At 32.5% G+C, this 18,755-nt stretch carries 15 protein-coding genes; 5 read left to right on the forward strand and 10 right to left on the reverse strand.

Features of this window, described 5'->3' with window-relative positions:
* Nucleotides 1-3: 3 nt before the first annotated feature.
* Both MHI13_RS10760 and gltB read right to left on the reverse strand, forming a co-directional pair.
* Nucleotides 4-1,467, reverse strand: coding sequence for a glutamate synthase subunit beta (locus MHI13_RS10760; protein WP_049382436.1), 1,464 nt, complete (start codon nucleotides 1,465-1,467; stop codon nucleotides 4-6).
* 18 nt (nucleotides 1,468-1,485) lie between these two features.
* Nucleotides 1,486-5,994 carry a glutamate synthase large subunit gene (gene gltB, locus MHI13_RS10765; protein ID WP_070547804.1) on the reverse strand — a complete coding sequence of 1,503 codons (4,509 nt, stop codon included), beginning with the start codon at nucleotides 5,992-5,994 and terminating at the stop codon, nucleotides 1,486-1,488.
* Nucleotides 5,995-6,144: 150 nt separating this feature from the next.
* Here gltB and gltC point away from each other — a divergent pair, with 150 nt between their 5' ends.
* From gltC to MHI13_RS10780, 3 genes are all read left to right on the forward strand, one after another.
* Nucleotides 6,145-7,041: a glutamate biosynthesis transcriptional regulator GltC gene (gene gltC / locus MHI13_RS10770; protein ID WP_054105586.1), complete on the forward strand. Its 897-nt coding sequence runs from the start codon at nucleotides 6,145-6,147 to the stop codon at nucleotides 7,039-7,041.
* Nucleotides 7,042-7,157: 116 nt separating this feature from the next.
* Nucleotides 7,158-8,279: a YibE/F family protein gene (locus MHI13_RS10775; protein WP_049379449.1), complete on the forward strand. Its 1,122-nt coding sequence runs from the start codon at nucleotides 7,158-7,160 to the stop codon at nucleotides 8,277-8,279.
* Nucleotides 8,276-9,082, forward strand: coding sequence for a YibE/F family protein (locus tag MHI13_RS10780; RefSeq protein WP_049379448.1), 807 nt, complete (start codon nucleotides 8,276-8,278; stop codon nucleotides 9,080-9,082). Before MHI13_RS10775 ends, MHI13_RS10780 begins: the two co-directional genes overlap by 4 nt.
* Before the next feature lie 66 nt (nucleotides 9,083-9,148).
* Here the strand turns inward: MHI13_RS10780 and MHI13_RS10785 are convergent, their stop codons facing one another.
* Nucleotides 9,149-9,532 carry an NUDIX hydrolase gene (locus tag MHI13_RS10785; RefSeq protein WP_017175197.1) on the reverse strand — a complete coding sequence of 128 codons (384 nt, stop codon included), beginning with the start codon at nucleotides 9,530-9,532 and terminating at the stop codon, nucleotides 9,149-9,151.
* A 150-nt stretch (nucleotides 9,533-9,682) separates the two neighbouring features.
* Between MHI13_RS10785 and MHI13_RS10790 the strand changes: the two genes are divergently transcribed.
* Nucleotides 9,683-9,961, forward strand: a complete 279-nt coding sequence (locus MHI13_RS10790) for a hypothetical protein (RefSeq protein ID WP_048762529.1) — start codon at nucleotides 9,683-9,685, stop codon at nucleotides 9,959-9,961.
* 229 nt (nucleotides 9,962-10,190) lie between these two features.
* Here MHI13_RS10790 and MHI13_RS10795 read toward each other — a convergent pair whose 3' ends face one another.
* The 6 genes from MHI13_RS10795 to MHI13_RS10820 form a co-directional block, all read right to left on the reverse strand.
* The gene (locus tag MHI13_RS10795) at nucleotides 10,191-11,180 is read right to left on the reverse strand and encodes a LysM peptidoglycan-binding domain-containing protein (protein ID WP_049379447.1); all 990 of its coding nucleotides are present in this window, start codon (nucleotides 11,178-11,180) and stop codon (nucleotides 10,191-10,193) included.
* Nucleotides 11,181-11,656: 476 nt separating this feature from the next.
* Nucleotides 11,657-12,499 (reverse strand): dipeptide ABC transporter glycylmethionine-binding lipoprotein, encoded by an 843-nt coding sequence (gene gmpC / locus MHI13_RS10800; RefSeq protein ID WP_054105587.1) that lies wholly within the window; start codon nucleotides 12,497-12,499, stop codon nucleotides 11,657-11,659.
* Nucleotides 12,500-12,540: 41 nt separating this feature from the next.
* Nucleotides 12,541-13,200, reverse strand: coding sequence for a methionine ABC transporter permease (locus MHI13_RS10805; RefSeq protein ID WP_054105588.1), 660 nt, complete (start codon nucleotides 13,198-13,200; stop codon nucleotides 12,541-12,543).
* On the reverse strand, nucleotides 13,201-14,223 hold the full coding sequence (locus MHI13_RS10810) for a methionine ABC transporter ATP-binding protein (RefSeq protein ID WP_054105589.1): 1,023 nt from the start codon (nucleotides 14,221-14,223) through the stop codon (nucleotides 13,201-13,203).
* A 219-nt stretch (nucleotides 14,224-14,442) separates the two neighbouring features.
* On the reverse strand, nucleotides 14,443-15,591 hold the full coding sequence (locus MHI13_RS10815; protein WP_049379445.1) for a bifunctional cystathionine gamma-lyase/homocysteine desulfhydrase: 1,149 nt from the start codon (nucleotides 15,589-15,591) through the stop codon (nucleotides 14,443-14,445).
* Nucleotides 15,592-15,593: 2 nt separating this feature from the next.
* A complete protein-coding gene (locus MHI13_RS10820) occupies nucleotides 15,594-16,490 on the reverse strand; it encodes a PLP-dependent cysteine synthase family protein (protein ID WP_017175192.1) in 897 nt (298 codons plus the stop codon).
* Between the two features lie 255 nt (nucleotides 16,491-16,745).
* Here MHI13_RS10820 and MHI13_RS10825 point away from each other — a divergent pair, with 255 nt between their 5' ends.
* Nucleotides 16,746-17,276 carry a pentapeptide repeat-containing protein gene (locus tag MHI13_RS10825; RefSeq protein WP_017175191.1) on the forward strand — a complete coding sequence of 177 codons (531 nt, stop codon included), beginning with the start codon at nucleotides 16,746-16,748 and terminating at the stop codon, nucleotides 17,274-17,276.
* Nucleotides 17,277-17,350: 74 nt separating this feature from the next.
* Here the strand turns inward: MHI13_RS10825 and MHI13_RS10830 are convergent, their stop codons facing one another.
* Nucleotides 17,351-18,679, reverse strand: a complete 1,329-nt coding sequence (locus MHI13_RS10830; protein WP_054105590.1) for a sodium-dependent transporter — start codon at nucleotides 18,677-18,679, stop codon at nucleotides 17,351-17,353.
* Nucleotides 18,680-18,755 lie beyond the last annotated feature (76 nt).

Genomic DNA, 18,755 nt, shown 5'->3' on the forward strand with positions numbered 1-18,755 from the left:
TTATTATGCTAAAACTTTTTGTTTGAGATATTGATCTACTGATTTAGCTACAGCTCGTCCTTCTTTAATTGCCCACACAACTAAACTTTGTCCACGACGTGCATCTCCTGCAGCAAATACTTTTTCTTGATTTGTACGATAATCCTGCTCATTTGCTACAATTTTATTTTGTTTAGTTTTAATATCAAATGATCGTGGTACTGTTGTTTCAGTTCCTTCAAATCCGATTGATAATAATACTAAATCTGCTGGCCAGTGTCTTTCTGTACCATCAACCACTACCATACCTTCAGGTGTTTCTTCTAAAATTTGGGTATAAACACCGCGAATATTACCCATCGTATCTACATCATATCGCATAGTTTGAACGCCATATGCACGAGGCTCTCTTCCAAATCGTGCTTCATATTCTTTATGAGCATAATCCATTTTAAATACAGGTAATGCTAAAGGCCAAGACGTGTTACTTTCAAATGTAATTTCTTCTGGTGCTTTTGTATACTTGTTAAACTGTACAATAGATTTACAATTTTCGCGTAAAGCAGTTGCTACGCAGTCTGCTCCAGTATCCCCTGCTCCTATAACAATTACATTTTTATCTTTAGCCGTAATTGAAGCTTCTTCAATCTCACCATTTAGAACTTGCATTTGCTCGGTAAGGTAATCCATAGCAAAATGAATACCTTGTCCCATTCTACCTTCTAAAGGCAAGTCACGTGCTTTTTGAGCACCAGTACATAATATAATCGCATCAAATTGTTCTTCTAATTCATCACGTGTTATATCTACACCGATATTAGTATTTGTCTTGAAAGTAATACCTGCCTCACGCATGATTTCAATTCTACGTCGAACCACAGTTTTGTCTAACTTCATATTTGGAATACCATACATTAATAAACCACCTGGCTCAGCTGCTCTTTCAAAGACAGTAACTTGATAGCCTAAATGATTTAATTCTTCCGCAGCTGCTAATCCCGCAGGACCGCTTCCAACAATTGCCACGCTCTGATTTTTGTGTTCTTTTGGATATTTTGGTTTTACCCATCCATTGTCATAAGCTTCATCAATAATCGTGCGTTCGATACCTTTAATTGCTACAGAATCACGATTAATTTTCATAACACATGATTGCTCGCATGGTGCAGGACAAATACGTCCTGTAAATTCAGGAAAATTATTCGTCTCACTTAGACGTTCGTATGCTTCTTTAAAGTCTTGATGATAAACTAAATCATTCCATTCAGGTATATAATTTCCTATTGGACAACCAATTGTTTCTCGTCCGAAAGGAAGTCCAGTTTGACAAAATGGCGTTCCACAATCCATACATCTTGCCCCTTGAATAGAGGCTTCTTCTCTAGAAAATCGTTGTTGGAACGCTTCGTGTCCTTCTAAACGTTCAATGAGTGACAATTCTGCTAATGATTGTTTCTCATATTTCATAAACCCTTTAAACTCACCCATAACTTTTCCTTCCTTTCTTTAATAAATCACAGCTGGTTGCAAGTCTTTTTCAATCGATGTGCGATGATCATAAAATGCAGCTAATTTTGCTTCGTTATCTTCTGATAAATGACGATGTTGTAACTCGATTTTTTGCATCATTAATTCATAATCTTTTGGAATTACTTTTATGACATGTTCAGTGACATTCTCAAATTGATTTAAGATATCTTTAGCTTTTGTACTTTCTGTATAACGATAATGTTCTTCTAACATTGATTTAAGTAACTGCTTTTCTTCATCATGTTGCACGCGTTTAAATGCTAATGTTGGAAGTTGGTTCGCTTTTTTAAATGCTTCGATATCACTTGGGAAGATATAACATACTCCACCACTCATACCTTGGCCAAAGTTTTTGCCAACATCACCAAGTATAACAACATGTCCACCTGTCATATATTCCAAACCATGATCTCCAATTCCTTCAACAACTACATCAACACCACTATTACGAATACAGAAACGTTCTCCAGCACTACCATTAATATAGGCTTTACCACTAGAGGCTCCATAGAAGCATACATTACCTGCAATAATTTCATTTTCACGAGCATGCTTTGGTGCTTTCACAACGACTGTTCCACCAGATAACCCTTTACCTACATAATCATTAGCATCTCCAGTATGATGTATTAATAGTCCTTTAGGAGCAAATGCACCTAAACTTTGACCGGCATGGCCCATCGTTTCTGCAATAATCGTTTCTTCAGGTAAACCTTTACTACCATATTGCTTCGTAATATAACTACCCGTAATTACACCAACATTTCGTTGAGTATTATTAATTGTATATTGTCCTTTGAATGTTTCACCATTTTCAATACTTTGTTTTGCCTCTTTATATAAATAATTTAAATCGAACCCAATATCTAAATGATGATTTTGAGCTATTTCTTTTGTGTTCGGTCCATCAACTGCATGAAGTAATTTCTCAATATCAAGTGATGCAGCTTTAGATTTAGGATTAATATGACGAGAACGTTGTAATAAGTCAGTACGTCCTACTAGTTCTTCGACTGTTTTCAAGCCAAGTTCCGCGAGAACTTCTTTTAATTCTTCAGCGACGAAATGCATAAAATTGACAACATGATCCGCTTTACCTCTATAAAGCGCACGTAAATCTTTATTTTGCGTTGCTATTCCTACTGGACAAGTATCATTATGACACACTCTCATCATAATACATCCGAGAACAACAAGAGGTGCAGTTGCAAAACCAAATTCTTCTGCTCCTAATGCACACGCTAATGCTACATCTCTACCTGTTAATAACTTACCGTCTGTTTCTAAACGTACACGGCTACGTAAATCATTTAACTTTAATGTTTGATGTGTTTCTGCTAAACCAAGCTCCCATGGTAATCCGGCATGTTGAATACTTGTTTTAGGAGATGCACCCGTACCACCGTCATAACCACTGACTACAATTTTATCTGCAAATGCTTTAGCTACCCCTGAAGCGATCGTTCCTATACCTGTTTTAGATACAAGTTTAACAGCAATATCAGCATCTTTATTTGCATTTTTCAAATCGTGAATCAATTGCGCTAAATCTTCAATTGAATAAATATCATGGTGTGGTGGTGGAGAAATAAGCCCAATACCTGGTGTAGATCCACGTGTTTCAGCAATCCATGGATATACTTTAGTGCCAGGAAGTTGTCCACCTTCACCAGGTTTTGCACCCTGAGCCACTTTAATTTGTAATTCTTTAGCGTGTTGTAAATACTCACTAGTTACACCAAATCGTCCTGATGCAACTTGTTTAATCGCACTTGATAAATAACTGCCATCTTCTTGAATGACATATCGTTTAGGATTTTCCCCTCCTTCACCGCTATTGCTTTTTCCTCCTAATTTATTCATCGCTTTTGCTAAAGTTTGATGTGCTTCCTCAGAAATAGAACCATAGCTCATAGCACCTGTGTTAAAACGTTTTACAATCGATTCTACAGATTCTACTTGCTCAATAGGAATTGATGATTGAGATTTAAATTCTAGTAAATCACGTAAATGGTCGTGTCTATTTTCATGGACAGCATTAGTAAATGTTTTAAATTGCTCGTAATCATTTTCACGACAGGCATGTTGTAATAAATGAATCGTGGTTGGATTAAATACATGATGTTGTCCTTGTTGACGCCATTGGAAGTTACTACCAGAAGCTAGATATTCTTCTTCATTACTTTGACGTTTTCTATTTTCTTCATCAATTTGTTCAATACTTAATCCTGATAATTTAGATTGTGTTCCTGTAAAGTAAGTGTCAATCACATTTTGAGATAAGCCTACTGCTTCAAATATTTGTGCGCCTTGATAACTTTGAACGGTAGAAATACCCATTTTAGCCATAACTTTAATAACGCCTTCTGATAAAACATTTGTATATGTTTCAACATTTTCAGAAATCGAACCTTCAAGATGATGACTATCAGTTAAATGAGCAATCGTTTGTTGTGCTAAGTAGGGAATGACTGCATTAGCACCATATCCAAGTAAACAAGCAACATGATGCACTTCACGTGTTTCACCTGATAAAGCAACAATACTTGTACTCATACGTAAATCTTCTTTAATAAGTAATTGATGAATATGACTTACAGCTAATAACATCGGCATAGCATAATGCAACGATTGAGTTGTATTGATAAGTGCGCTATCATCTAACACTAAAATTGTGTAACCTTCTTTTGTAGATTGAACCGCTTCTTCCCCTATATGATTTAAAGCTTCTTCGAGTGAAATATCTTGATACAGGGTCGATAAATGTTTCACGTTAAACTTACTTTGTTCAATTTTATCTAATTGATTTAATGTAAGAACTGGTTTAGTAAGCTGTATACGATTTAAGACATTCGGTTCTGGATGAAGTAAATTTCCTTCACTACCTAGATAAGATAACTCACTTGTTACAATTTTTTCACGATAAGCATCGATAGGTGGATTCGTTACTTGAGCAAATAGTTGTTTAAAATAGTTAAATAATGATTCTGGTCGTTCATTTAGTACTGCGAGCGGCGCATCATACCCCATGGCACCAATAGGATCTTTTTTTCCTATCAAAAGATCTGTCATATATTTATGAATATCTTCCTTAGTGTAGCCAAACTGCTTTTGTACTTTAAACAGTGTTGCTTCATCTAATAATTGACGTTGATATTGAACTTTGTCTAATTCTAAATCAATCTTGTATTGATCAATCCAATCTTTATAAGGATATTTATGTGCAATATGAGTTTTAAGTTCGTTATTTTCGATGACTTTATTAGAGTTAAAATCAACGAGCAATAATTTCCCAGGATTCAATTGTCCTTTAAAAGCAACGTTTTCTTCTGGAACATCAATCACACCCACTTCAGATGAGAAAACAATAAAATTATCTTTAGTGATTGTATAGCGTCCTGGTCGTAATCCATTTCGATCCGTTAATGCGCCAATTTTATCGCCATTACAGAATGAAATCATTGTTGGGCCATCCCAAGGTTCCATTAGATAGCTATAAAATTCATAAAATGCACGTACATGTTCATCATTGGATTTATTATATAACCATGGCTCTGGTATAAGTAACATCGCCGCTTCTTCAGGCTCCATTGCTAAACTTAAAAACTCCAACGCGTTATCTACAATAGCTGAGTCGCTTCCGTCTTCATCAACAATATTTTGAATTTTTTCACTTTCCTTACCAAATAAAGTATTAATAAGTTGACGTTGACGAGCACGCATCCAGTTAACATTACCTTTAATCGTATTAATTTCTCCGTTATGCATAAGAAGTCGGTTAGGATGTGCACGTTTCCAACTAGGGAATGTATTCGTACTAAATCTAGAATGAACAAGTCCTAATTTTGATTGATAATCCTCATTGTTTAAGTCTAGGTATAACGTCTTGATTTGATCTGAACGTAACCAACCTTTATAGACAATCGTTTTATGAGATAAACTTGTAAAATATAAATCTAAATGTTCGCGTTCTGCATATTGTTCAATTTGTTTACGTGCTAAATAAAGCTGTTTAACAGGCGTTTCATGTTGGTTTAAATCTACAAACACTTGTTGTACATAAGGCATTGTAGAAGCAACATGTTCTGCTAATGCTTGTGTATCTACAGGTACATCTCTATAACTAATTACTTTCAATCCTTCATCGTTAAAGTATTGGTTAAATACAGTTTCATGCTGTGTACCTGAAACTTTTTGATTAGAGAAAAAAAGACCTACCGCATATTCACCTTCATTAGGTAAGTCGAAATGAGTATGTTTTTTAAAAAATTCGAAGGGAATTTCTGTCATAATTCCTGCGCCATCACCAGTAATACCATCAGCTCCAATACCGCCTCGATGGTCTAATCTACGCAACATTTCTAATGACTTTTCAATAATATCGTGAGATCTTAAATTATCCATATTGGCATAAAAACCGATTCCACATGCATCATGTTCCTCACGGTAATCATATAATCCTCTTTTTAGTCTATCTTTAAACACGATGCCCACTCCTTTTGAGAATTTTCAGAAAATTTACTGTTAATAACAATTAATATAATGTAAAATATTTATCTGAACAATATATTAAATAGATGATATCATTCTAATAATTAGAATATTTACGATATACTTAGATTAAGGAGGTAAAATATGGAAATTAAACAATTACGATACTTTGTTGAAGTGGCTCGCCGTGAACATATTTCTGAGGCTGCATTGGAACTTAATATTGCTCAATCTGCAATTAGTCGCCAAATCAATTTACTTGAAAAAGAATTACAAGTCCCATTATTTGATAGACAAGGTCGCAATATATATCTTACTTCGCACGGTAAAGCGTTACTAACACAAGCAACTCACATACTAGAACAACTTGATGAAACAGTTGCACTTTTTCAACAAGAACAACTTAAAAACGCTCATCATATCAATTTAGGTTTTGAAGAAAGTTATGCTTCTCATATGATTACACCTATTATTCAAACGTTTGAAAGAGAATATGATAGTCACATTATACCTAGTTTAATGAATCATACTCAGATAGTAGACTATTTAAATTCAGGAAAAATTGATATAGCTATTGTTGAGAATACACCTGAACTACAAGCAAACTCAACTCTTTCAATTACGTCTTTATATGAAGAAACATATCATTTATACGTACCTAAAGACGATGCTATTGCCTTATCATTTAATCCGCCCTTAACACAACTTAAACAATTTGAAAAAAATCCTTTATATACACTTCACGATTTTCCTGATTCTATTAAAAAACGATTAGAATCTGTAATTAAAGTACCTATATATACACTAGGTACAAAGTCTCTTGGTAAGTATCTATTAAAACAACGTCGTGGCCATCTACTCTTACCTGATTATATATCGTTGGATCATTCATCTGAACAATTAGAGGATATCTCTTTATCACATACAGAATTAAAACGTTCATTTTGTGTGGTATTTAAAAAAGACAATAAAAAAGTAGATATCTTTAATCTATTTCATCTCATTCAAACATTGCTAAATAAAGTTTCAACATATCACTAGGTCTTGTAACGAACACTAACACATAACATGTGATTGAATATCATTTTGAACACGCATATATTTACTTTATTGCAATAAAGGGGTAAATTATATAATTAAAAAGAGGTTTAGGTTTAATGAATATAAAGACACTTCATGTTTCTAAAATTAAAAACACTCATCGTCTAATTATTATTGTTACTTTCATAATGATTGGATTATTTATTTTTACATTTTTTAATGCTTCATTTTATCAAATACCTATTGGTAAAATCACAAATATCGAAACAAGTCATGGTCAAAAAGTCACAGACGAGCATCATAATACTGACACAAAATATAATCAACGATTAACTATACGCATTCTAAACGGTAAGTATAAAAACGAGATCACAACTGTTAATAATCATTTTGTAAAATCTCAAGCAGATTCAGAGCAATTTGCTAAAAACGAAAAAGTATTATTACATATACAAAAAGGTCCATCTGACGCTACCATTCTAGAAAAAAAACGCGATGGCCTTACTGTGGCGATTGTAGGCATATTTATCGTGACACTTTTAATTGTAGGCAAAAATGTAGGGTTACAATCAATTCTATCTCTACTATTTAACACTGCGTTTATTATTGTTTCCATAGGCATTCATAATACTTTTTCAGGTACAAATTTATTTTTATTAATGAGTATAGCCATTATTTTATCAACTATTCTTACATTAGTATTAGTAACTGGGTGGCAAAAACGAACTTGGGTTACGATAGTTGCTACTTTATCTGGAACGTTTTTATGTGTAGGGATTACTGAATTATTAATTCAGTTTACAGGTGGTAATGGCATCAAATATGAAACAATGAGTTTTTTAACGCTACCTCCAAAAGATGTCTTTATGTCTTCTGTTCTTATAGGAACATTAGGAGCGGTGATGGATGTAGCCATTACAATTTCTAGTGGAATGTACGAAATTCTCCAGCGTACGCCTCACATTTCAATGGCTCGTTGGGCTTTAGCTGGACGTCATATTGGCCAAGATATTATGGGTACCATGACCAATATCTTATTATTTTCATATTTATCAGGTAGTCTAGCTATGGTATTAATTTACTTAAAAAATGCGAATACATTTACTTACACAATATCTATGAACTGGTCTCTAGAAATGACACGTGCACTGACTGGTGGTATCGGTATTGTATTGACCATTCCTATAACCATAGGACTTATGGTCACTATATTTAAGTGGAAAGGAGTAAGTCGATGACTACAATTTTTTTACTCGCACTATTACTTTTTATTTTAATGGTTTTGCTTGGCGGTAAAAAAGGACTCATTTCCTATCTCACTTTATTTTTAAATTTTATTATTCTTATTATTAGTATTGTTTTCATTCTGTTTGGCATGCCAATCTACCTAATAGCCTTTACTTTTTGTCTTGTGATTGCTGCTTGTAACCTTTTTATTTTAAATAGTTACAATATCAAAACACAAGCCGCATTTATCGGAACGATAGTAACAACAGTGCTTCTTATCATAGGCGTCTATTTATCTGTAAAATTTGGTCATCTACAAGGTTTTGCTACAGAACAACAAGATGAAACCTATATATTTTCAATGAATATTGATATAAATATGCTACAATTCTCTGTTTTTACTATTATGTTGGCTGTCATCGCTGCTGTAATAGATTTAACGATTACAATAAGTTCACCAATGTATGAGTTGAATGAAACCAATCCTAATCTTTCTCGTAAAGAATTATTTCAATCTGGTATGCGTGTGGGCAGAGAAATTCTTGCTACTTCCGCTAATACAATTTATTTAGCTTATTTTGGTGGACAATTAACATTATTCTTTTGGTTTTTTCAACTTCATTATTCATTTGGGCATATTTTAAATTCTAAAATTTTTGCTCAAGAGTTTATCTCAATCTTATTAGGTGGCATTGCAGTCGCGTTAAGTATTCCTATCACGGCTTGGGTTAGTGCTCGGTTGATTAAATATCATCAACTTAAACAAACAGATCACCACATTACTACTTCATCCTTAAACGAAGATATAAAATAGTAAAGACCAAACAGTGGCATTTAATGATTGAAAGCATCAAATGTCACTGTTTTATTTATTCAATACTTATGTTGAAAATGTTTCAATCCACTTAATTACAGCTGGTGCGATATATTGTGTATCAAATTTATTGAACCAACGAATATCAGTAACTTCATTATCAATTTGAACTTCATTCCAATTAATACTTCGATTAACCTTAAATCCATTTAATTCGGTCAAAGTATTTGGTTGAGGATAGGCTTCACCAATCACTTTTCCAATATATGTAAAATCATCTTGAGAAAAATGAAGTTGTAGTTCTTCTTCAATTTCTCTTTGAATAGCTTCTAAGAGCGTTTCACCTTCATCAATTTTCCCACCAGGAAAATAATATTTTTCTCTGTGACGCACTTGTACCAGTAAAATTTGGTCCTCTGTTTCTTCCACTAAACATACACATTTAATCATTCTATTCATCCTTATTAAAATATTCTCACTTCAAAAAAATAATTTAATTTAGTATGATATTAACATACATTAAAACAAACATTGGGACAAATTCTTAATGAGTGGTATAACATTCAGATTTGTTTTTTATTTTTATGGAGGTCTTGTATGATGGCAAAACAATCAAAACTTTCACGCTTATCTAGTTTAGTAAGTACAGCAGGATTTATTGTGGATGGATATAATGGACTTAAATATAGTGCAAAAAATAAAAATTTAGTTTATCTATCACTAGCACTTAGCACAGCGGGTACTGTGTTCGATTTTATAGTTTCTATGAGATCACCACGTAAATTCCGTAAATTCACATCATTTATCTCATTTATTGTTAATGTGACACGCTTAGCTTCAAGCTTTAGAAAAGTGAAAGAAGATTATCATTTCGAATAAAAAAACGAGCCTAAGACATAATGAATTGTCTTAGGCATTTTTAATATATTGGCAGTCGATGACTGAAGTAAAAATACGCTTGTATCAAGCTTTTTTCAATTCTAGTCCCGGATTCCCAACATAAAGACTTTCAATAAGAAAGTCTATGTCCAACGCAAATTAGGGATACGTTGCCAAGGTAGGACGACGGATTCAAAATGAATTCTGTCCCATTTCCTTCATTTTTTTACTAATGAATAAATTTATATTGTCTAACTTGATAGGCTGGAATTGTACGATATGTTAAAATTCCTGGACCTGCACTAAAGTTCATTTCAGATACTAAAATACTTCCATTACTATTGACGCGTTCTACAAATGCAACATGACCATAGTAGCCAGCATCTGATTGAGCAATTGATCCTACAGTAGGATGATAATCAATTCTATAGCCATCTCTTGCAGCTGCATTATCCCAGTTATTTGCATTCCACCAATATGTACTAATACCTTTACCGATTTGAGCACGACGATTAAAGACATGCCATGTACATTGACCCCAATCATATAAATTTCTATGATTAAAAATCGGTGTATGATAATAATAATTTGATGATGAACTTGTACTATTTGTATTACTACTTGATGATGCTGTGCCGCTTACGCGTAATGTTTGACCTGGGTAAATAAAGAAATTATTTAACCCATTTAAACGCATAATATTTTGATATGTCGTATTATATTTCCAAGCGATGCCCGATAATGAATCACCGTAACGCACAGTATAGTAGCTTGAAGAACTAGATGAATTTGAGCTACTTTGTGTGTGGCTACTCGAACGTGCTGTCCCTGAAACTTTTAATGTTTGACCTGGAAAAATTAAAAAGCTATGAAGTCCATTTAATTCCATAATATGGCGGTACGTTGTACCATAGCGACTAGCAATTGATGATAAACTATCTCCACTTTTTACTGTATATGTACTGCTTGAGTTATTACTATAAGAATGGGATGAACTAGAGCCTGAAACAGTTAATACTTGATTTGGAAAAATAAGATTTGATGTCAAACCATTTAATGATTTTAATTTAGCTATTGTTATACCATAGCGATTTGAAATAGACCATAATGATTCTCCACTTTTTACGGTGTGAGTTGTTGCTGCTTCTGCTTGATGTGCAAATATTGTACTAAATGCCCCAGTTCCAATAATTGCTGTTGCAAGAACTTTTTTATTCATAAATAAGCGCCTCCTTAATTTTATGCTTATCTTTGACATGTCCTCATGACAATTGTTGTATTAACGCTTAGTTTTATTACGTTAATTCTAGTGCTTTAACTTTAATTTTTTCTACTCAAGTAGTCTACTTATATAAATTAATATATTTCATCATAATATTCCATTTCAATTTGATTACATAATGATGAAATTTTAGTACGATACTTATAAATTTAAAACTTTATAAAAATCAATTTCTTTAGTCTAATTATTGCATAACGCAAATAAGGATTTTTTTAATGTGATTATATTTAATCAAAAATTTATGATACTATTGAAAATGATATAAAAAAAGAGCGAGACAGAATTCATGTTTGAATTAGCTGTCCCACTCCAAGAGTCGAAAAAAGCTTGATATATGTGTATTTTTAATTCACTAACCTACGATACATGCTAAACGACTAAACAACGATTGATATTCTACAATTTTTAACTCACTATTTTAAGCTATCTTCAATGTCTTTAATTTCTTTTTGAGATAAATCGACTGCTTTTTCGCCATCTTTAGTGTCTTTTTTCAATGCTTCTTGTGCTTCTTTACTATGATATAGATCTACAATTTTTTTGTATGTTTTATTATCTTTATCTTTTGAGTTAACGGCAATTAAATTAATGTATGGTTTAACTGCATCTGAAGTAGAACTTTCTAAATAAATTGGATCTTTCTTAGCATCTAAGCCTGCTTTCGTTGCTACACCATTGTTGATAACTGAAATATCAACATCATCTAATGCACGTGCAGTTTGTTGAGCATCTACTTCTTTAATTTTTAAATGTTTAGGGTTATCTTTAATATCTTTTGTTGTACCACTTAAACCAAAGTTATCTTTTAATTTAATAAGTCCTGCTGATTCTAATAATTTTAAAGCACGCGCTTGGTTAGAAACATCATTTGGAATCATCACTTGCGCGCCATCTTTAACATCTTTAATATCTTTTACTTTTTTAGAATAGATGCCTAAAGGTGCTAATACGGTTGTACTAATTGCTTCAATTTTTGCATCTTTATGTGCTTTTTTATATTCATTTAAGAAAGCAAAGTGTTGGAATGCATTCATATCGATATCTCCATCACTTAATGCTTTATTAGGTACGTTATAATCTGAAAAGTGCTTAATTTCTAAATCAATATCATCTTTTTTTGCTAATTCTTTTACTTTTTCCCAAGCAACAGTATCATTTGATGCTACGCCAACTGTTACTTTCTTACTATTTCCTCCGCCTGAACATGCCGCAAGGACAATAATAGATGCTAATAATAAACCGATTATTCTCTTCATTAAAAACTGCCTCCCAATATTAAAATAATTTATTTAAATAACTAATTTCTGCGAATTATTCTAGAAATAAAGTTACCTAATGACTGAATAATTTGTACGATAATAACTAGAACGACAACTGTAATAATAATGACCAATGTATCAAAGCGTTGGTAACCATAAACAAGCGCTAAATCTCCAATACCACCGCCACCTACAGCACCGGCCATAGCTGTACTACCAATTAAACCAATAATCGCTGTAGTAATAGCTAGTACAAGTGAACCTAATGCTTCAGGCAATAAAAAATGACGAATAATTTGAAGTGGTGATGCTCCCATAGCTTTTGCTGCTTCAATAATGCCATCCTCTACTTCTAAAAGTGAATTTTCTACTAAACGCGCAATATATGGTGCTACATATACTGTAAGTGGAACAATTGCAGCTGTTGTACCGATTGACGTACCTGCAACTAATTTAGTAAAAGGTACAATTGCAATTAATAAAATGATGAATGGAATAGATCTTAAAATATTAATAATTGGATTAAGAATTTGGTGAATAACGACATTAGGCCAGATTCCATGTTTTCGAGTGACTACAAGTAAAATACCTAATGGGATACCAATCAATGCACCAATAATTAATGATACTGTTACCATATAAAGTGTTTCATACAATGCTTGCATTAATTGAGATGACTCTATGCTTGAACCAAACATTTAACGCACCTCCTCATATTGAATATGTCGCTCATTAAAATATGATTCTACCGTGTCACGACTAAATTGTGCATCGTGTTCAAAGCGTAACCATAAATAACAAATCGTTTCATCTTGAATATCTGACATAGATGAGAATAGAATATTTACATTAAAACCATATTGGTGTATTAACTCGTTCATTAATGGATAATCAATTTGCTTTTTATCTAAGAAAAGTCTGTAATCTGTATAATGATTATCTGCTCTTTCAAATGAGGCACGTAATGCTTTAGAAGGCTCTGTACTAATAACTGTTGATACAAAATTTTGTGCTGTTTTCGTTTTTGGATGACTAAACACATCTTTTACTGTACCAATTTCTACAACTTCCCCGTGTTCCATTACAGCTACACGATTACAAATTTTTTGAATCACGCTCATTTCGTGAGTAATCATCATAATCGTAACCCCAAATGTTTCATTCACATTTTTAAGTAATTGAAGAATAGAACTTGTTGTCGCAGGGTCTAATGCACTTGTCGCTTCATCGCATAATAATATTTTAGGATTTGTTACAAGTGCTCTTGCAATTGCAACACGTTGTTTTTGTCCTCCGGAAAGCTCATCAGGAAATTGATTTTTCTTATCTGCAAGTCCCACAAACTCTAGCATTTCTTCAACTTTCTCTTTAATCTCAGAATTACTTTTGTGACTCAGTATCAATGGCATTGCTACATTTTTAAAAACGGTTTTAGAATTTAAAAGATTAAAATGTTGGAAAATCATTCCTATATCTTTTTTTACGTTGCGAAGTTCTTTTTCACTATATGTATTAATATCATGTCCATCTACAATAACATGGCCCTCTGTAGCTTGTTCTAATTGGTTAACTAAACGTACTAGTGTACTTTTACCAGCACCACTATAACCAATCACACCAAACACATCACGCGCATCAATTTTAAAAGAAACATCTTTTAAAGCATGGATGGTTTCTCGTTTCTTTCGAAATACTTTATTTACACCCTGAAATTCAATCACTATGTTCACCCTTATCTAATTCTGATTAAATTCGTATGATATGAAGTATAGGCAAAAGTTGAGGATGCGTCAATATAGTTTTTTAAAAAATTGAAAATTTCAGATATTTTTAGTATTGAATTACTCTTTTAGTTCCAAATATCATAATAAAAATACAAGAGTACAATAAATATCGTTTCAATTTCTATTGCACTCTTGCATTAATACTTTCACTATATTCTATTTATTTAGCGTATCTATCGCTTGTTTTAAATCTTGTACTAAATCTTCAGTGTCTTCAATACCGATTGATAATCGAACTAAACCATCTGTAATTCCTTCTTTAGCACGCACATCTGCTGGAATAGATGCATGTGTCATCAAAGCAGGTACAGAAATTAAGCTTTCCACCGCACCTAAGCTTTCAGCAAGGGTGAAATAGTGTGTTTCACGAATTAATTGTTTAGCTGCTTCTGTATCTTTGACTTCAAATGCAACAACGCCAGTATGACCACTTGCTTGAGCGATATGAATATCATGATTAAGATGACTTTCAATACTAGGATGGAACACTTGTTGTACTGATGGGTGTTCTTGTAACATCTTCACAATACCTTCTACGTTACGATTGATTTGTTCCATACGTAACCCTAGTGTTTTAATTCCTCGAATTAATAAATAACTATCTTGTGGTCCTAATACACCACCTGTGGAGTTAGAAATAAATGCTAAGCGTTCACCTAATTCATCATTAGATGTAGCGACTAAACCTGCAACAACATCACTGTGTCCACCAATATATTTTGTTGCTGAATGTAATACAATATCGATTCCAAAATCTAACGGATTTTGATAGTACGGTGTCATAAATGTGTTATCGACTACAGAAATGAGTTGATTTTCTGTCGCAATTTCTGCTGCACGTCGAATATCTGTCACACGTAATAAAGGATTAGACGGCGTTTCGATATATAACATTTTTGTTTCTGGTTTAATATAATCTTTTACGTTTTCAATATTTGTAGTATCAACGAAATCAACATCAATACCAAATCGTGTAAAGACTTTTGTTAAAGCACGATAAGTTCCACCATACACATCAGAATTTAAAATTAAATGATCACCTTTATCTAATAACATTATAACAGCGCTAATCGCAGCCATACCTGAACCAAATGCAAATCCATGTTTACCATTTTCTAAATTCGCAATGACGCTTTCAATAGAAGCACGTGTTGGGTTTGCAGTACGTGAATATTCATAACCCTGTCTTAAATCACCAATATCATCTTGCAAATAAGTACTTGTTTGATAAATTGGTGTCGTTACTGCTCCAGTAAAATCATCCGTCGTATGTCCACCATGAATCATTTGTGTTTTTTTCTTCATTATTATTCTCCTTTGTATTCAAATATTTTTTTTGACATATAACGATCACTGCCATCTGGAAAAATTGTTACAATAATACCTTTATCAATACGACGTTTAATATCTAAAGCACCTTGTAATGCTGCACCAGATGAGCTACCAACAAGTAGTCCTTCTTGTTTAGCTAATCGTTTTACATTTTCAAATCCTTGATTATCACTAACTGTAATAATATCATCAACGATAGATTTTTCTAAAAATACCGGCCATTTTTCAGAGCCAATACCTTCAATATCATGAGCATGTGCTTTGCCACCATTCAAGACTGAGCCTTCAGGTTCAACAATAATATTTTTAACATTAAATTGTTGTAAATGTTTAGCTACACCGGTAAACGTTCCTCCAGATCCAGCACCAGCTACAAAATAATCAATGTGTGGTAATGCCTCTGTAATTTCTTTTCCAAGTGTATGCGTATAGGCTTCTGGATTATGTTCAGTTTCAAACTGGTTCATATATACTGCATCGTATTTGTCAGCATAATGACGCGCTTCTTTTTGTGCACCAATCATTCCCTTATTTTTAGGTGTTCGTTTGATTTCAGCACCCAATACTCGCATAATTGAAATTTTTTCTTCTGAAAATCCTTCTGGGGCAAAAATCACACACTTTAAATGATAACGATTAGCGGCCATTGCTAATCCAATTCCTGTATTACCAGCTGTAGCTTCAACGATGGTATCTCCTTTTACAATACGTTTTTCTTTTAGCGCAGTTTCTACAAGATATTTCCCTAGTCGATCTTTAATACTTCCACCAGGATTAAATTGTTCTAACTTCGCATAAATTTGTACATGTTCATCGCTAAAACTTTCTAATAATACTAGTGGCGTTTGTCCTATTAAATCATAAGTAATCATATCTTTCGTTCAATACACTCATGTAATGTCTGAACATACCTACTTTCTATAATCATATTCATTTCCAATATTTAATTTTAATTCTTACTCAACCGCTACGAATTATACGCTAACTTATATCTTATTGCAAAAAGCTAGATTCTTTATGTAAAATGTAATTAGTTATTGCGTTTAAGTACTCATATTATGATAAAAGTGAACTACTGGAAATGAATTAAATTTTACGATGAATCAACGTACAAAGGAGAATCGATGATGACATCTAAAGCAGACTTATCTTTATCCGTCTTTACTAAGGATGATTATAAAAATTTAAATTATAAAAATAGTACATTTAGAAACTCAATGTACGACGAAATTGAAGTAAATAAAAGTCACTTTAAACATTGTGATTTTAGCGAAGGTATTTTTAGGAATGTAAGCACTATTTCAAATTCAAAAATGATCAATTGTAATTTTGATAAAAGTATCTTTGAAAATGTAAATTTTTTCAAGACGCTTATTAGTAAATCAAATTTAACTGTTACCTCATTTGATGAAAATCATTTTAATACATTAACGATTGAACATTCTATTTTTAAAAATAGCAATATACGTAATGTAAAATTTGATAACGTCACGTTTAAAAAAGTGATTTTTGAAAATGTCACTATGGATTTGTGTCATTTTGAAAATGTAAAAATAAAAGATTGTATATTTAAACATGTCACTATTAATAATTCTTCAATTCCTGAAAAAATATTAAAAGAATTACATAAACAAGATGTTACGTTTGAAAATATGTAATTCAAATTATCTTTATACTAAACAGAGTCTAGAACAACGATTTGTATTCTAGACTCTGTTTATTTTTGTTAATGTTAAAATAATTGAACAATAAAAACTAATATAATAATAACGGGCATCATATATTTAATTAAAATATACCATGGAACAAAAAGTTTAAATTTATCTTTCCCAAAGCTCTCTTTTAATGCTTGTTTATCTAATAATTGACCTACAACTAATGTCGTTCCTAATGCTCCTAATGGCATCAAGATATTCGATACGATAAAATCCATATTATCAAAAATTGTACCCGCTCCAAACTTAATTCCACTTAAACTGCTAAATGATAGTGTTGCTGGGATACTAATAATAAATACTAATATACTTGCAATAACTGATATAGCTTTTCGTTTAGTATTATCATTTTTAGTGAAATTTGAGACATTTAATTCCAATAAAGAAATAGAAGACGTTAATGCCGCAAATAAAAATAGAATTAAGAAAATTAAATAAAATACAATACCAAAGCCCATTTGATTAAATACTAACGGTAACACTTTAAATAAGAGTCCTGGTCCTTCTTGAGGTGCATAACCAAATGTTTTTAAAGCTGGGAATATTGCAAGTCCTGCTAATACAGAAACTAAAATATTCATAATAACAATTGAAATGGCGGAAGATTTAATCGTCATTTCCTTAGGCGCATAACTCGCATATGTAATCATACCTGTCGTGCCTAAGGATAGTGTAAAGAACGATTGACCTAATGCAAATAAGACACCCTTAACTGAAATATCTTCTATTCTCGGTTGTAATATATAACGAACGCCCTCTAATGCTCCGTCTAATGTCAATGATTTAGCAACAACAATAATTAGAAAAATAAATAATAAGGGCATCATAATTTTAGAAGCTTTCTCTAAACCTTTTTCTACACCTAGCATAACGATAATCATTGTTAAAAGAATAAAAATACCCTGTCCCAACACAGTTAACCACGGGTTACTAATTATTTTTTCAAATTTAATTTGAGTTAATGACGTATGTTCAACAGATAATAATTGTAAAAACACATTCCCAATATATATAACAATCCAGCCACCGATAACACTATAAAAGCCGAATAAAATAAAAACAGCTAAATTTCCATTCCACCCAATAATATTTAACCATTTTTTTCCTGTTAATTTACTATAAATTCGAGTCGTATAAGTGCGCCCCATTATTCCTACCGTAAATTCCATAATCAGTAACGGTAATCCTACAAAAATAGTAAAGATTAAAAATAAAAATAAAAAAGCGCCACCACCATAAATGCCAGCCATATATGGAAACTTCCACATTGCGCCTAATCCTATAGCAGAACCAGCACTTGCTAGAATAAATCCGGTTGATGTTTTCCATTGTGATTGATTACTCATTTTCTATCTCCCTTTAACGCGTTAAAGCATGTGTGCGATTAAGTTCTACTCTAACATGTCTGACTAAATAGTGCAA

It is taken from the genome of Staphylococcus sp. FSL K6-0223, assembly GCF_038008285.1.

Coding starts and splice junctions, on each gene's coding strand:
- MHI13_RS10760 (WP_049382436.1), bottom strand. CDS start 1,467: ATGGGTGAGTTTAAAGGGTTTATGAAATATGAGAAACAATCATTAGCA.
- gltC (WP_054105586.1), top strand. CDS start 6,145: ATGGAAATTAAACAATTACGATACTTTGTTGAAGTGGCTCGCCGTGAA.
- MHI13_RS10775 (WP_049379449.1), top strand. CDS start 7,158: ATGAATATAAAGACACTTCATGTTTCTAAAATTAAAAACACTCATCGT.
- MHI13_RS10780 (WP_049379448.1), top strand. CDS start 8,276: ATGACTACAATTTTTTTACTCGCACTATTACTTTTTATTTTAATGGTT.
- MHI13_RS10785 (WP_017175197.1), bottom strand. CDS start 9,532: ATGATTAAATGTGTATGTTTAGTGGAAGAAACAGAGGACCAAATTTTA.
- MHI13_RS10790 (WP_048762529.1), top strand. CDS start 9,683: ATGGCAAAACAATCAAAACTTTCACGCTTATCTAGTTTAGTAAGTACA.
- MHI13_RS10795 (WP_049379447.1), bottom strand. CDS start 11,180: ATGAATAAAAAAGTTCTTGCAACAGCAATTATTGGAACTGGGGCATTT.
- gmpC (WP_054105587.1), bottom strand. CDS start 12,499: ATGAAGAGAATAATCGGTTTATTATTAGCATCTATTATTGTCCTTGCG.
- MHI13_RS10805 (WP_054105588.1), bottom strand. CDS start 13,200: ATGTTTGGTTCAAGCATAGAGTCATCTCAATTAATGCAAGCATTGTAT.
- MHI13_RS10815 (WP_049379445.1), bottom strand. CDS start 15,591: ATGAAGAAAAAAACACAAATGATTCATGGTGGACATACGACGGATGAT.
- MHI13_RS10820 (WP_017175192.1), bottom strand. CDS start 16,490: ATGATTACTTATGATTTAATAGGACAAACGCCACTAGTATTATTAGAA.
- MHI13_RS10825 (WP_017175191.1), top strand. CDS start 16,746: ATGACATCTAAAGCAGACTTATCTTTATCCGTCTTTACTAAGGATGAT.
- MHI13_RS10830 (WP_054105590.1), bottom strand. CDS start 18,679: ATGAGTAATCAATCACAATGGAAAACATCAACCGGATTTATTCTAGCA.